This window comes from Novosphingobium chloroacetimidivorans, assembly GCF_014204535.1.
GTDB classification, from domain to species: domain Bacteria; phylum Pseudomonadota; class Alphaproteobacteria; order Sphingomonadales; family Sphingomonadaceae; genus Novosphingobium; species Novosphingobium chloroacetimidivorans.
Map to the genome: position 1 here is coordinate 14486 of NZ_JACHLR010000004.1, position 12311 is coordinate 26796.

General features: G+C 67.2%; 19 protein-coding genes. 8 read left to right on the forward strand and 11 right to left on the reverse strand.

Features of this window, described 5'->3' with window-relative positions; translation table 11 throughout:
• The first annotated feature begins 16 nt into the window (after nucleotides 1-16).
• Genes HNO88_RS05630 through HNO88_RS05650 form a run of 5 tightly spaced genes read left to right on the forward strand, consistent with a single transcriptional unit; the run spans nucleotide 17 to nucleotide 3562 of the window.
• Complete coding sequence (locus HNO88_RS05630; protein ID WP_246381225.1) at nucleotides 17-622, forward strand: protein-L-isoaspartate O-methyltransferase family protein; 606 nt, start codon at nucleotides 17-19, stop codon at nucleotides 620-622.
• 2 nt (nucleotides 623-624) lie between these two features.
• A complete protein-coding gene (locus tag HNO88_RS05635) occupies nucleotides 625-2193 on the forward strand; it encodes a TolC family outer membrane protein (RefSeq protein WP_184243124.1) in 1569 nt (522 codons plus the stop codon).
• Complete coding sequence (locus tag HNO88_RS05640; RefSeq protein ID WP_184243125.1) at nucleotides 2190-2687, forward strand: DUF2497 domain-containing protein; 498 nt, start codon at nucleotides 2190-2192, stop codon at nucleotides 2685-2687. Before HNO88_RS05635 ends, HNO88_RS05640 begins: the two co-directional genes overlap by 4 nt.
• Before the next feature lie 39 nt (nucleotides 2688-2726).
• A complete protein-coding gene (locus HNO88_RS05645) occupies nucleotides 2727-3161 on the forward strand; it encodes an acyl-CoA thioesterase (protein WP_184243126.1) in 435 nt (144 codons plus the stop codon).
• On the forward strand, nucleotides 3158-3562 hold the full coding sequence (locus HNO88_RS05650; protein ID WP_184243127.1) for a (2Fe-2S) ferredoxin domain-containing protein: 405 nt from the start codon (nucleotides 3158-3160) through the stop codon (nucleotides 3560-3562). The genes HNO88_RS05645 and HNO88_RS05650 overlap by 4 nt, the downstream gene beginning before the upstream one ends.
• A gap of 12 nt (nucleotides 3563-3574) precedes the next feature.
• Here HNO88_RS05650 and HNO88_RS05655 read toward each other — a convergent pair whose 3' ends face one another.
• Nucleotides 3575-3868 carry a tail fiber assembly protein gene (locus HNO88_RS05655; RefSeq protein ID WP_184243128.1) on the reverse strand — a complete coding sequence of 98 codons (294 nt, stop codon included), beginning with the start codon at nucleotides 3866-3868 and terminating at the stop codon, nucleotides 3575-3577.
• A gap of 155 nt (nucleotides 3869-4023) precedes the next feature.
• Between HNO88_RS05655 and HNO88_RS05660 the strand changes: the two genes are divergently transcribed.
• The 3 genes from HNO88_RS05660 (at nucleotide 4024) to xth (ending at nucleotide 5644) form a co-directional block, all read left to right on the forward strand.
• Nucleotides 4024-4452, forward strand: coding sequence for a CBS domain-containing protein (locus HNO88_RS05660; protein ID WP_184243129.1), 429 nt, complete (start codon nucleotides 4024-4026; stop codon nucleotides 4450-4452).
• Between the two features lie 62 nt (nucleotides 4453-4514).
• A complete protein-coding gene (locus tag HNO88_RS05665) occupies nucleotides 4515-4859 on the forward strand; it encodes a HesB/IscA family protein (RefSeq protein WP_184243533.1) in 345 nt (114 codons plus the stop codon).
• A gap of 8 nt (nucleotides 4860-4867) precedes the next feature.
• Nucleotides 4868-5644, forward strand: coding sequence for an exodeoxyribonuclease III (gene xth / locus HNO88_RS05670; RefSeq protein ID WP_184243130.1), 777 nt, complete (start codon nucleotides 4868-4870; stop codon nucleotides 5642-5644).
• A gap of 154 nt (nucleotides 5645-5798) precedes the next feature.
• Here the strand turns inward: xth and HNO88_RS05675 are convergent, their stop codons facing one another.
• The 10 genes from HNO88_RS05675 to HNO88_RS05720 all read right to left on the reverse strand — a co-directional run bounded on the left by HNO88_RS05675 (nucleotide 5799) and on the right by HNO88_RS05720 (nucleotide 12250).
• Nucleotides 5799-6389 (reverse strand): cell wall hydrolase, encoded by a 591-nt coding sequence (locus HNO88_RS05675; RefSeq protein WP_246381227.1) that lies wholly within the window; start codon nucleotides 6387-6389, stop codon nucleotides 5799-5801.
• A 233-nt stretch (nucleotides 6390-6622) separates the two neighbouring features.
• Entirely contained in the window at nucleotides 6623-6955 is a 333-nt protein-coding gene (locus tag HNO88_RS05680) for a DUF1491 family protein (RefSeq protein WP_184243132.1), read from the reverse strand.
• Between the two features lie 8 nt (nucleotides 6956-6963).
• The gene (locus tag HNO88_RS05685) at nucleotides 6964-7449 is read right to left on the reverse strand and encodes a PaaI family thioesterase (protein WP_184243133.1); all 486 of its coding nucleotides are present in this window, start codon (nucleotides 7447-7449) and stop codon (nucleotides 6964-6966) included.
• Nucleotides 7424-7885: a PTS sugar transporter subunit IIA gene (locus HNO88_RS05690; protein ID WP_184243134.1), complete on the reverse strand. Its 462-nt coding sequence runs from the start codon at nucleotides 7883-7885 to the stop codon at nucleotides 7424-7426. The genes HNO88_RS05685 and HNO88_RS05690 overlap by 26 nt, the downstream gene beginning before the upstream one ends.
• 143 nt (nucleotides 7886-8028) lie before the next feature.
• Nucleotides 8029-8601, reverse strand: coding sequence for a ribosome hibernation-promoting factor, HPF/YfiA family (hpf, locus tag HNO88_RS05695; RefSeq protein WP_184243135.1), 573 nt, complete (start codon nucleotides 8599-8601; stop codon nucleotides 8029-8031).
• 26 nt (nucleotides 8602-8627) lie between these two features.
• On the reverse strand, nucleotides 8628-9311 hold the full coding sequence (gene dnaQ / locus HNO88_RS05700; protein ID WP_184243136.1) for a DNA polymerase III subunit epsilon: 684 nt from the start codon (nucleotides 9309-9311) through the stop codon (nucleotides 8628-8630).
• A gap of 48 nt (nucleotides 9312-9359) precedes the next feature.
• Nucleotides 9360-9974 (reverse strand): dephospho-CoA kinase, encoded by a 615-nt coding sequence (gene coaE / locus HNO88_RS05705; RefSeq protein ID WP_184243137.1) that lies wholly within the window; start codon nucleotides 9972-9974, stop codon nucleotides 9360-9362.
• A complete protein-coding gene (locus HNO88_RS05710; RefSeq protein WP_184243138.1) occupies nucleotides 9971-10801 on the reverse strand; it encodes a shikimate dehydrogenase family protein in 831 nt (276 codons plus the stop codon). Before HNO88_RS05710 ends, coaE begins: the two co-directional genes overlap by 4 nt.
• Nucleotides 10798-11385, reverse strand: a complete 588-nt coding sequence (locus HNO88_RS05715) for a Maf family protein (protein ID WP_184243139.1) — start codon at nucleotides 11383-11385, stop codon at nucleotides 10798-10800. Before HNO88_RS05715 ends, HNO88_RS05710 begins: the two co-directional genes overlap by 4 nt.
• A gap of 19 nt (nucleotides 11386-11404) precedes the next feature.
• Nucleotides 11405-12250, reverse strand: coding sequence for a pyruvate, water dikinase regulatory protein (locus HNO88_RS05720; protein WP_184243140.1), 846 nt, complete (start codon nucleotides 12248-12250; stop codon nucleotides 11405-11407).
• Between the last annotated feature and the right edge of the window lie 61 nt (nucleotides 12251-12311).

The window sequence follows — 12311 nt, forward strand, 5'->3', positions numbered from 1 at the left end:
GGGAACTTTGAAGCCAATGACGGTTACCCCAATGACGGTTACCGAGGAACGGTCGAGCGAAGCGGCGCGCCGGGCCATGATCGACAGCCAGCTGCGCACCAGCGGCATCAACGAGCCATGGATCCTGGACCCGATGGGATCGCTCCCGCGCGAGGACTTCGTGCCCGCCACCATGCGCGAAGCCGCCTACATCGATCGCGCGATTCCGCTGGGCGACGGCCGCATGCTGGCAGCCCCGCTGTTCCATGGCCGCCTGCTGGCGGAAGGCCGTCCGACCAAGAGCGATAAGGCGTTGCTGGTCGGCGACGCGCAGGGCTACTTCGCCGCATTGCTGCGCCCGCTGGTCGGCTCGCTCGACGTGATCGCGCCGGCCGAGGCGAACGAAAGCGGCACGGGCGATTACACGCTGCTGGCGATCGACGGCGCGGTCGAGGTCGTGCCCGAGCGGCTGGCCGATCGCCTGGCGGACGATGGCCGCGTCGTAACCGGTCAGGTCCTGCGCGGCGTCACCCGCATCGCCACCGGGCGCAAGTCGGCCGGTACGATCACGCTGCTTCCCCTGGCGGAGATCGGCATCCCGATCCTGCCGGAGTTCGCCGCGCCCAAACGCTGGACGTTCTGACGGTGGCCCGGTTCGCAAGGCGCACCGGGCTCCGGACGGGGGTGGGACTTCTGGCACTGGCACTCGCGGGGGCGAGCGTCGATGCGGCACAAGCCGATACTCTGACCGAGGCACTGGTCCAGGCTTATCAAAGCAACCCGACGCTCGAATCCTCGCGCGCGCAGCAGCGGGCGAACGACGAGAACGTGCCGATCGCCAAGGCGGCCGGGCGGCCCAATGCCGATGTGACGGGCACTTACACCGAATTCGTGCAGCGCCCGGTCAACGCGTTCACCGCGCCTGTCAGGGTTGTGCAGGCGCAGGCGCAGCTGGGCGTACCGATCTATTCCGGCGGCGCCGTGAAGAACCAGATCAAGGCGGCGAAGCTTCGCGTCACCGCCGGGCAGGCCGACTTGCGCGGAACCGAATCGTCGCTCTTCAACGATGTCGTCGCCGCCTACATGGACGTGATCCAGAACCAGGCGATCGTCGGCCTGAACCGCAGCAACGTCGCGGCGCTGGGCACCAATCTGCAGGCGACCAGCGATCGTTTCCAGATCGGCGACCTGACCCGCACCGACGTGGCGCAGAGCGAATCGCGGCTGGCCTTGGCGCGTGGCGACTTGCGGACGTCCGAAGCCAATCTCGCCAACGCACGCGAGCGCTACATACAGCTCGTCGGCAAGCCGCCCGTCGATCTCCAGCCGCCGCCACCGCTGCCCAACTTGCCCGCCAGCGCGGAGGATGCGGTCGCTTACGCGCTCGACAACAATCCCGACCTTGTCGGCGCGCGCGAACGCGTGAAGGCGGCCGAGCGCGACATCGACGTTGCCGGCGCCAGCCGTCTCCCGACCGTCAGCCTGTTCGGCACCGGGACTTACAGCAACTACCTGGACACCCTGGCAAGCGGCGTCGCCGGCGTCTCGCAGACCGATCGTCAGGCTCAAGTCGGTGCGCAGCTCTCGATCCCCGTCTTCCAGGGCGGACGACCCGCGGCCCAGCGCCGCCAGGCGCAAGCCAACGCCTCCGCTACGATGGAAACCGAGATCGCCACCGAGCGCGGCGTGATCGCGCAAGTGCGCTCGGCGTGGCAATCGTACATCGCCGCCAACGAACTGATCGCGCTGAACCAGACCGCAGTCGATGCGGCCGCGCTCAGCCTCGAAGGCGTCCAGGCCGAGAACAGCGTCGGCAACCGCACCATCCTCGACATCCTCGATGCCGAGCAGGAGCGGCTGCGGGCGCAAGTCCAGCTCGTGATCGCCCGCCGCAACGCCTATGTCGCCGGGTTCAGCCTGCTGGCGGCGATGGGGCGGGCCGAAGCGCGTGACCTCAACCTGGAAGGCGGCACGCTCTACGACCCGCAAGTCAACTACGACCGGGTGAAAGGCAAGTTCTTCGACTTCGACGACGATCCGGCACCGAACCCCAAATCGACGCGCACCGTTGACACGCCGGTGCAAGGTGCGGACATTCCGCAGGCGGACGTACCGGAACCCGCGATCCAGCCGGGCGATGCCGGGACCGGGGTCACGGCCTCGCCGACAGGGGCAGCACGACCGGCAGGGGCAATTGGGGCGACAAGGCCATGAAGCAGAACGGTGAACCCAGCGTCGAGGAGATCCTGGCCTCGATCAAGCAAGTGATCGCACGCGACACCCGCGTCGGCACGGCATACGAAGCCGTGCGCCGCGAGCCGGTGACAAGCGCTCCTGCGGAATCCCACGCCCAAGCCCACGTTCAGGCCCACGCCCAGGCCCACCCCGGACCCGATCCGGCCGACGACGTGCTCGAACTTGCCGAGAGCGATTCGGTGGCGATCGACCATGCCGGGCCGGACGAGATCTCGCCGCTGCTGACGGAGGGCACCCGCGCCGCGATGCGCGACTCGCTGGCGGCTCTGGCGGCGATCTCGGGACCGGGCGCCGCGCCGCAGATCGTCCGTTCGGGCGAGACCTCGCTGGAGGGCCTGGTGCGCGAAATGCTGCGCCCGGCCCTTTCCGAGTGGCTCGACAAGCACCTGCCCTCTCTGGTGGAGCGGCTGGTCGCGGCGGAGATCGCGCGGATCGTCGGCAAGAAGCTCTGACGCTGGACGTAGGGAGCGCCGCTTCCTACTTGCGTGGCAATGGCCAAACCCGATCCCGCGCTGCTCGACCCGGCACGCTATCCCTTCACCTGCCGCATCGAGCCGCGCTTCGGTGACCTCGACGTCAACCTGCACATCAACAACGTCGCCATGGCCTCGATGCTGGAGGAATCGCACGTGCGCCTCCACCGTGCCAGCGGCTACCGGCAGGCGCTGCCGGCTGGGGTGACCACCATGGTGGCAAGCGTGACGATCGAGTACCTGGGCGAAGGCGCCTACCCTGATCCGGTCGACTTCCACCTCGCCGTTTCCCACGTGGGACGCACCAGCCACGAAGTCGTGAAGCTGGTCATGCAGAACGGCCGCGTCATCGCCTTCTCACGCACGGTGATGGTGACCGTCGGTCCCGACGGCCCGGTCGCGATCCCACCGTCCTTTACCAAGCAGGTCGACCGATGGATGCTGCGCGCATGACCGCGACTCGCCGAGAGATCGATCAGGCCCGCCACGCCTTCGCCAAGGCAGGCGGCACCGGCATCCACAACCACATCTTCCTTTGCGCCGAGCCGCAGAAGGGTGAGTGCTGCCGGCCCGAAGTCGGCGCGGCCGCGTGGAAGTACCTCAAGAAGCGGCTGAAGCAGCTGGGCCTGGACGGGCGCGGCGGCGTCGCGCGGACCAAGGCGGACTGCCTGCGCATCTGCGTCGCCGGACCGATCGCGGTCGTCTGGCCCGATGGCGTCTGGTATCACTCGTGCACCGACGAGGTGCTGGAACGCGTGATCCAGCAGCATCTGATCGGCGGGGTTCCGGTGGAGGAGTTTCGCTTGCGTCCCGCTCAGGACCCTCAGATCGAAAGTCTGTCGATCGAGGACTGATGCGGGCCCACGTCAGCGGTTTCGCTCTTCCTCGAGCTTGTCGGCGATCGCATCGTCGTGCCCGGTGCCGCTCGACAGGAACAGCAGCCCCATCAGCGCGGACGTCAGCAGCATGGTGAAACCGATGCCCAAGGCCGCGGCGATGTACATGTGGATCGAGACCATGCCGTTGCTCTTGTAGAGCACCCAGAGCGAGCCAACGACCAGCGTCACCGTGACCAGCATCATCCAGCGCATGATCTGGCGGTAGCGCGCCCAGGCGTGCGCTGCCTTTTCGGGATCGTCGAGGGGGGAACGGGGAATCATCCAGGCCTATGTGCGACCCCCGAAGCCCGCCTGCAAGGGCCTGGCGACGGGACGAGCACCGCAAGGTCTCAGGTGGTTTGGCGGCAGGCCGTGGCTGTGGTACTCTCACCGTCACAACAAGATATAGGCCACAACAAGATACAGGAGAGCACGCCATGACGGTCGGTCGTCTTATCCAGGGCCGCGATGCGGCCGTCTTGACCTGCAGCACCGACACTCCGGTCAGCGAGGCCGTGGCCATGCTTGCCGAGCGGCGCATCGGCGCCATGCCGGTGACCGAAGGCGAACGGCTCGCCGGCATGTTTTCCGAGCGCGACGTGATATACGGCCTGCACCAGCATGGCCCGCAGGTACTCGCCAAGACCGTCGGCGAAGTCATGACCGCGCCGGCCGTCACCGTCGACCCCGATACCACGGTGCTCCAGGCCCTTTCGCTGATGACGCGCCGTCGCATCCGCCACTTGCCCGTGCTGTCCGACGGCGAGATGATCGGTTTCGTTTCGATCGGCGACCTGGTGAAGCATCGCATCGATCAGATCCAGTCCGAGGCCGAGGCAATGCGGACCTACATCCAGATGGCGTGAGCCTGACGGAAGGTTGCGGGCCGGCGCTTGCCGCTGCACCGGCTGAGGCCTACATCAAGGCCATGACCACCGATCTCCAGACCGCGCCCGTGACTCTCAGCCCCTCCGCCGCGGCGCGTGTCGCGGCGATCGCCGCCAAGCAAGGCAAGGCGGCGATCCTGCGCCTGTCGGTCGAAGGCGGCGGCTGCTCGGGGTTCCAGTACAAGTTCGGCCTGGCGGAGGCGGTGGACGGCGCGGACACGGTGAGCGAGACGGACGGCGTGCAGTTGGTCGTCGATGACGTCAGCCTCGATCTGGTCGCCGGCTGCGTCGTCGATTACGTCGAGTCGCTCGGCGGCGCCGCGTTCCGGGTGGAGAACCCGCAGGCTGTCGCCGGCTGCGGTTGCGGCTCCAGCTTCGCGATCTGAGCGCCCGCATGCTCAAGGTCGCGTCGTTCAACATCAACGGCATCAAGGCGCGCCTGCCGCGGCTGCTCGAATGGCTGGAGGAGACGCGTCCGTCCGTCGCCTGCCTGCAGGAGATCAAGACGCAGGACGAGGGCTTTCCGGCCGACGAGTTCGAGAAGCTGGGCTACAAGGCGGTCTGGCATGGCCAGAAGGGCTTCAACGGCGTCGCCATCCTGGCCGACGGCGAACAGCCCGTCGAGGTCCGGCGCGGCCTGGAGGGCGAGCCCGAGGACGAGCACTCGCGCTATATCGAGGCGCAGGTCTTCGGCATCCGGGTGGCGTGCATCTACCTGCCCAACGGCAATCCGCAGCCCGGCCCCAAGTTCGACTACAAGCTGCGCTGGATGGACCGCCTGCGCAGCCGCATGCGCCAGATCGCGGCCGAGGAAGTGCCGGCGATCGTCACCGGCGACTACAACGTCATCCCCAACGATTGCGACGTCTGGGCCCCCAAGGCGATGGACAGCGACGCGCTGATGCAGCCCGGCTCGCGCGATGCCTATACCCGGCTGATGTACGAAGGCTGGACCGACGCGCTGGCGACGCACAACCCGCGCGGTGGCGTGTGGACCTACTGGGACTATCAGGCGGGCGCCTGGCAGCGCGACCATGGCTTTCGCATCGACCACGCGCTGCTCTCGCCCGAGCTGGCCGATCGCCTGGTCGCCTGCGGTGTCGACAAGGTGCACCGCGGCCGGGAAAAGGCCAGCGACCACGCTCCGGTGTGGGTAGCGCTGCGGACCTGAGGACCATTCCGGACTGGGCTGACCCGGGTCCGGTTTCGGCATCTCACCGGCTTTCGTAGCGGCGCCCTGACGAAAGGTTCGTTATTGGCGAAACCGGACCCGGGTCGAGCCCGGGTCGACGCCGGTTTTCGACGCCTGACTTCAGCGCCGGATTTCAGCGGTAGAAGATGTGGTTGTCGACGCGTGCCAGGCGCGTCAGCCGCCAGCTGGGCGAAACCCGCGCCGCGTGGAAGAACAGCGCCTCCGGGGCTTCGCTGTTCCATGCGTTCTGATCTGCGATGCGCGCGACCGCCACCGCTTCGCGCCAGTCCTGCGAACCGGTGCGCACCGCGGGCATGCTGCGCCCGCGCACGAACGAGAACTGCGAGGGCTGGTAGACGACGCCGCAGTAGCTGGCGGGGAAGCGGCCCGACTTGGAGCGGTTCACGACCACGCGGCCGACGGCAAGCTGGCCTTCCAACGTTTCACCGCGCGCTTCGAAATAGATCGCGCCTGCCAGGCAGCGCATTTCGGGAGAGAGATCGCCCTCGGTGGGCTGCGCATCGACGAGAGCGCCGAGCGTGCCGGCCTGTCGCGCTGCCGCGAGCTTGGCCTCCGGGTCAGTGCCGGTGCCGACTTGCGGCAGGGGCTGCACCACGGGATTGGCGACGAACTGGGTGGATGTATCCGGAAGCACGATGGTCGGGATCATCACTTCGGCTGCTGCGCCTGCGGCTCGGAAGCCGAACAGACCGGTCAACAGCATTCCGGCAAGCGCCACTGCGCTCGCCGCTGGTACTTTACGTAGCATTTAAGACGTTCAAAAAGCGGTGAGCATCCGTCGCACGCGGGAACGCTTTGCCCCTCAAGCACGTATAGTACGTGCACGCCTGCCGATGGCCCCCCGTCTGCGTGCTAGCCGGACCGCTGAACTGCGCGTCCTGGCCGCTTCCGCATGTGAGCGAAAGCGCCGATGGCCTACCGCAACTGCGAAGTCAATCAGCCAGGGGACAGCTCTTCGATGAAGCGTTCGCCATTGCGGACGTCCAGTTCCACGATCCAGAGATCCGGATCCTGATCTTTCCGACGCTCCAGGTATTCGCCGAAGGCGAGTGGTGCATCGGCCTCCTGCGTTCGCGACAGGCTCCAGCGGCGCGTGCCGTCGGCTTGCGGCATTCGCTCGTAAGCGGTTGATAACGTACCACGATCGGTCAGAACGACCATCAAGGTTCCGGAGTCGCGGTCGCCTCGGGCGAGCACCGTGGCGAACCCCCCTTCTCCCTCGACGCGGCGGATCAGAGCGCTGACTTCCAGGTGCGTTGGGAGCCGCACGCGCCTGCTCAGCCGGGGGCTTTGACGGCGTAGCCGCGCAGGCCGGACAGCGCGATGCGCGAGCGCATGAAGGTGCCGGTACCCCGGCCGATCTCTTCCCCCTCCTCGTCCACCAGCCGCGATTCGGCGACCAGCACACGCCTGCGACCGCTGACCCAGTGCCCTTCGGCGACGATCGTGCCGCCGCGCACCGGCTTGGTCAGGTGGAGGTTGAACGCGGTGGTCAGCAGGAAGCGGTCGGTCACCAGCGAGTTGGCCGCGTAGAACGCCGCGTCGTCCAGCATCTTGAAGTACATGGTGCCGTGCGCGGCGCCCGCCGCATGGAACACCTCGGGCTCGACCGGGAAGACGATGCGGGCTCGGCCCTCGCCGGTGACCGTCAGCGAAGAGCGGAACAGCTGGTTGATCGGAGCGGACGCATAGAGCCCCTCCAGCGCGCGCCAGTGAAGCTCGGCGCCCGAAGCCGCCTCAGGCGGCGTCGCGATCGATGACATTGGACAGCAAGCTGTAGATCGCATCCGTGCCCGGCGCCGCCACCAGCGCGGCATGCATGCGCTCGTCACGCATCATGCGCGAAACGGCGGCAAGGGCCTGCAGGTGAGTGGCACCGGCACCGTCGGGTGAGAGCAGGCCGAATACGAGGTCCACCGGCATGCCATCGGCGGCGTCGAACTCGACCGGACGATCGAGGCGGATCACGGCGGCGACCGGGCGGCTCAGCCCGGCAATCCGCGCATGGGGAATGGCGACGTGACGGCCGAAGCCGGTGCTGCCCAGACGCTCACGCTCCGTGATCCGCTCCAGCACCAGATCGCGGTCAAGCTGATAGACTTGCGCGAAAACGTCGGCGAGGCGCGCCAGGATGCCCGCCTTGTCGTCCCCGCTCGCCGTGGTGACGGCTTCGGGCAGAAGAATGAAAAGAGCACTCATTCAATCATCAATCGTGTTCGAGCCAGGCTGGTCTGCCAGGACCACCCGACCCCATGATCGCGACACCGCCGGAACCACGAAACCCCCGGACGAAACCGGGGGCCTCGGCCCACTACTTCAAATCCGAAGAGCGTGACGCCCACTCAGGGGGTCGAAGAAGGCTCGACCCAGCCGATCGATCCGTCGCCGCGGCGGTAAACCATATTGTGGCGTCCAGTGCCAGCGTTTTTGAACAGCAGCGCGGTAGTATTGCGCAAGTCGAGCATCATCACCGCGTCCGAAACAGTCGCTTCGGGAACGTCGACCCGCGTCTCGGCGATGACCAGCGGAGCATCCACCTCGACTTCGTCCTGCTCGGCCTGCTCTTCGAAGATCGTATAGGACGCGTCCTCCACCGCCATGGCGTGCGCGCTCTGTTCATGGCGATCGACCAGGCGACGCTTGTAGCGGCGCAGCTGCTTGTCGATCTTCTCCGCGGCCTGGTCGAAGGCGACATGCGCATCCTGCGCGGCGCCGGTGCCCTTCAGCACCAGGTTCTGCATGACGTGCATGATGATATCGCAACGGAACGCATTGGCCGGAGCCTTGCCGAAAGTCACATGGCTCGACAATGCGCGGCTGAAGTACTTCTCCACCATGGTGCTGAGGCGGTCGCTGGCATGGGTTTGCAGCGCCTCGCCCGTGTCGACCTGATGGCCAGAAACGCGAATATCCATGGGCGTTGTCTCCTCTTGGTTGGAAATTAGTTGGACCAGATCGGCGTGTCCACCGTAGCCAGAAACGCCATGTGCGCGGCCAGTTCCTCCGCGCTGGCACAATGAGGCCGAGCCGGGCGCGGCGGACGTTCGCGGCGCACCAGCACCGGTCCTGCCGTCACGGCCTCGACCACCTCGGCCACGAGCTCCAGCCCGATCTGCCGCCCGCCACGCAGTTCCACGTAGACTTGCGCCAGCAGCTCGGCATCGAGCAGCGCGCCGTGCATGGTGCGATGGCTGCGATCGATGCCATAGCGCGTGCACAGCGCATCGAGCGAGAGCTTGGCGCCAGGATGCCGCACGCGGGCCAGCGCGACGGTATCCACCATGCGGGTGCGGCAGACCGGCGGATGGCCGCAGATGGCCAGCTCCGCATCGAGAAAGCCGAAGTCGAAACCGGCGTTATGCGCCACCAGCGGACTGTCGGCGATGAACTCGAGCAGTTCGTGCACGCGTTCGGCGAAGGCCGGCTTGTCGGAAAGGAAGATGTCGGACAGGCCGTGCACCGCCTCGGCCTCGGCAGGCATCGGCCGACCGGGATTGAAGTAGGCGTGGAAGGTGCGGCCGGTTGTGACCCGGTTGATCATCTCGATACAGCCGATCTCCACCATCCTGTCGCCCGTGCGGGGGTCGAGGCCGGTCGTTTCGGTGTCGAATATGATCTCTCGCATTCCACTCCATATCGACCCGCCGCCAGCGGGGCGCAAGAGCGCGTCGGCTTAATCGTGCGTGACAAACCCTTGCGTGAACCCGTGCACGATACGCTCCACCGCAGCGCGGGTGGAGGCGAGATCGGTGCCGGTGTCGATGACGAAGTCGGCACGCGTACGCTTCTCGGCGTCGGGTACCTGCAGCGCCAGGATCTGCGCGAACTTCTCCTCCGTCATGCCTGGCCGCGCCAGCACCCGCTCGCGCTGCGCGGCGGCCGGCGCGGAGACCACGGCGACCGCATCGAGCCCTTGTGCGCCGCCCTTCTCGAACAGCAAAGGTATGTCGAAGACGACCAGCGGACGCGCGGCATGATCGCGCAGGAAGTCGCGGCGCAATTCCGCCACCGCGGGATGGACGATCGATTCGAGCCGGGCGAGCTTCTCGGGATCGCCGAAGACCAGCGCGCCCAGCTTGGGTCGATCGACACCGGCCGCTCCGGTGGTACCCGGGAAGGCTGCCTCGATCGCCGGTAGCAGTGCGCCACCGGGGCCTTGCAGCGCGTGCACCGCCGCGTCGGCATCGAAGACGGGCACGCCCAGCGCGCGCAGCATGGCGGCAACCGTTGACTTGCCCATGCCGATCGAGCCGGTGAGCCCGAGGATCTTGGGGCGAGTCTTGCTCATCCCCCTTGTCCCGACAGGATTCGTTCTCGCAGGCGCTGGTCCTCGCCACGCGGCGGGTGCGTGCCGAAGAAGCGAGCAAAGGCCTGGTCCGCCTGGCCGATCAGCATGGCGAGGCCGTCCACCGTCGCGAACCCGCGCTCGCGGGCCTCGCACAGCAGCACGGTGTCGAGCGGACTGGTCACGATATCGTAGACCACCGCACCGTCCGCGACATCGTCGAGCAGATGCGGCAAGGGCGGTTGCCCGGTCATGCCGAGCGCAGAGGTGTTCACCAGCAGGTCGGCGGCCGGGACCTGCTCGCCCAGGCCATAGGCGCGTCCCGGCACGTCGAATTCGGCAAGCAGCGCCTGCGCCTTGTCGAGGCTGCGGTTCTGCAGCGAAATCCACCCCGTGCCGGCGTCGGCGAGCGCCGCCAGCACCGCGCGGGCTGCACCCCCCGCCCCGATCACCGTCACCGTCTCGAACCGAGCCGATCCGAGCGGTTCCATGAACCCGGCCGCGTCGGTGTTGGTGCCGGTCAGCGTGCTGTCCGCACCGCGCACGATCGTGTTCACGGCGCCGATGCGCCGTGCGATCGGTTCGACGGCATCGAGCAGAGGCAACACGTCCTGCTTGTGCGGCATCGTGACGTTGCAACCGCGCCATGCGGGATCGGCACGCCGCAGCGAGAGGTAGCGCTCCAAGCCATCGGCCGTGACGTGGCAACGATCGTAGCGGCCATCCATCCCTAGCTCGGTAAGCCAGAACCCATGGATCGCCGGAGACTTCGATTGCACGATCGGATCGCCGATCACCTCGGCATAGGGCTCGTCCGAAACATGGCTCACCGCCGCAGCACTCCCAGCTCGCGCAGGAAGGCCAGCACACTCAGCAGCGGCATGCCCAACACGGTGAAGTGATCGCCCTCGATCGCCCGGAAAAGCTGAACGCCGCGCCCTTCGATCCGGAACACGCCGACGCAGGCGGACACGGCAGGCCACTCGTGATCGAGATAGTCCTCGATGAAGCGCTCGGACAGGTCGATCACATGCAGGCGGGCGACCCGTGCCTCGCCGCACATGACCTCGCCGTTGCGCGCCAGAACGGCGGCGCTGTGCAGGTCGAGCACTTTGCCCGAGAAGAAGCGCAAGTGCTCTGCCGCCGCATCACGACTTTCCGGCTTGTCGAACCGGCGACCCGCACACTCGACCAGCGAATCGCTGCCCAGCACGAGTTCCCCGGGGACTTGCGCGCAAACCGCCAGGGCCTTGGCGCGGGCGAGTGCCAGCGCCACGTCGGCCGGGCTTGCACCGACCAGCGCCGCCTCGATGCCCCGCTCGTCCACGTCGGCGGGGCGCGCGGTAAAGGGCACGCCGGCCGCGGCCAGCATGGCCTGTCGCGACGCGCTCTTGGAGGCGAGGACGAGGCTCATCGGCGGTTCGCTCTTAAAATCATATCGGGCGCGGATCGCTGCCGCTCTGGCCACTGGCGGCGTGGCGCTCGTTGTAGAGGTTGATCACCGCGGCTGCGGTTTCCTCGATCGAACGGCGGGTGACGTCGATCACCGGCCACGAGTTGTCCGCGAACATGCGCCGCGCGTACTTCAGCTCGGTCTCGACCTTGTCCTGGTCGACGTAATCGGTGTCGGGCGACTGGCTGAGCGAGAGCAGGCGGTTGCGCCGAATCTGGATCAGCCGCTCGGGCGCGGTGGTCAGACCCACCACGAGAGGCCGCTTCAAGTCGTAGAGCAGCGAGGGCGGCGGGCTTTCGACCACGATCGGGATGTTGGCGACCTTGTAGCCGCGATTGGCGAGATAGATGCTGGTCGGCGTCTTGGACGAGCGCGAGACGCCGGCCAGCACGATATCGGCTTCCTCCCAGTTCTCCCAACCGATGCCGTCGTCGTGGGCGATGGTGAACTGGATCGCATCGACGCGCGCGAAGTAGGCTTCGTCCAACCGGTGCTGACGGCCTGGGCGTCCCTTGGCCTCCTGGCCCAGCAGGTCTTCCAGTGCGTCGGTTACGCCATCGAGCACGGCGATCGCGGGCAGGCCGAGCACCTGGCATCGCGCTTCCAGCTTGCCGCGAGTCTCGTCGTTGACGAGGGTGAAGAACACGAGGCCCGGATTGGCGGCGATCTCGCCCATGATGCGGTCGAGATGCTGCTGCGAGCGCACCATCGGCCAGAAATGGCGCACGACTTCGGTGTCGTCGAACTGCGCGAGTGCCGCCTTGGCGATCATCTCGAGCGTCTCTCCGGTGGAGTCCGACAGCAGGTGAAGGTGGAAGCGCGCCATGACCCTTTTCGCGAACCCGTGCTGTCCGGCAGCCGCTCCGGAAACCCTGTGGATACGCGTG

What these genes read in the sequence shown, in the direction of transcription:
- HNO88_RS05715 (WP_184243139.1), bottom strand. Translation starts at nt 11,385, where the DNA reads ATGAGCCTCGTCCTCGCCTCCAAGAGCGCGTCGCGACAGGCCATGCTG.
- HNO88_RS05690 (WP_184243134.1), bottom strand. Translation starts at nt 7,885, where the DNA reads ATGAGTGCTCTTTTCATTCTTCTGCCCGAAGCCGTCACCACGGCGAGC.
- dnaQ (WP_184243136.1), bottom strand. Translation starts at nt 9,311, where the DNA reads ATGCGAGAGATCATATTCGACACCGAAACGACCGGCCTCGACCCCCGC.
- HNO88_RS05675 (WP_246381227.1), bottom strand. Translation starts at nt 6,389, where the DNA reads ATGCTGTTGACCGGTCTGTTCGGCTTCCGAGCCGCAGGCGCAGCAGCC.
- coaE (WP_184243137.1), bottom strand. Translation starts at nt 9,974, where the DNA reads ATGAGCAAGACTCGCCCCAAGATCCTCGGGCTCACCGGCTCGATCGGC.
- HNO88_RS05630 (WP_246381225.1), top strand. Translation starts at nt 17, where the DNA reads ATGACGGTTACCCCAATGACGGTTACCGAGGAACGGTCGAGCGAAGCG.
- HNO88_RS05685 (WP_184243133.1), bottom strand. Translation starts at nt 7,449, where the DNA reads ATGTCATCGATCGCGACGCCGCCTGAGGCGGCTTCGGGCGCCGAGCTT.
- HNO88_RS05665 (WP_184243533.1), top strand. Translation starts at nt 4,515, where the DNA reads ATGACCACCGATCTCCAGACCGCGCCCGTGACTCTCAGCCCCTCCGCC.
- HNO88_RS05660 (WP_184243129.1), top strand. Translation starts at nt 4,024, where the DNA reads ATGACGGTCGGTCGTCTTATCCAGGGCCGCGATGCGGCCGTCTTGACC.
- HNO88_RS05650 (WP_184243127.1), top strand. Translation starts at nt 3,158, where the DNA reads ATGACCGCGACTCGCCGAGAGATCGATCAGGCCCGCCACGCCTTCGCC.
- HNO88_RS05645 (WP_184243126.1), top strand. Translation starts at nt 2,727, where the DNA reads ATGGCCAAACCCGATCCCGCGCTGCTCGACCCGGCACGCTATCCCTTC.
- xth (WP_184243130.1), top strand. Translation starts at nt 4,868, where the DNA reads ATGCTCAAGGTCGCGTCGTTCAACATCAACGGCATCAAGGCGCGCCTG.
- HNO88_RS05640 (WP_184243125.1), top strand. Translation starts at nt 2,190, where the DNA reads ATGAAGCAGAACGGTGAACCCAGCGTCGAGGAGATCCTGGCCTCGATC.
- HNO88_RS05655 (WP_184243128.1), bottom strand. Translation starts at nt 3,868, where the DNA reads ATGATTCCCCGTTCCCCCCTCGACGATCCCGAAAAGGCAGCGCACGCC.
- HNO88_RS05720 (WP_184243140.1), bottom strand. Translation starts at nt 12,250, where the DNA reads ATGGCGCGCTTCCACCTTCACCTGCTGTCGGACTCCACCGGAGAGACG.
- hpf (WP_184243135.1), bottom strand. Translation starts at nt 8,601, where the DNA reads ATGGATATTCGCGTTTCTGGCCATCAGGTCGACACGGGCGAGGCGCTG.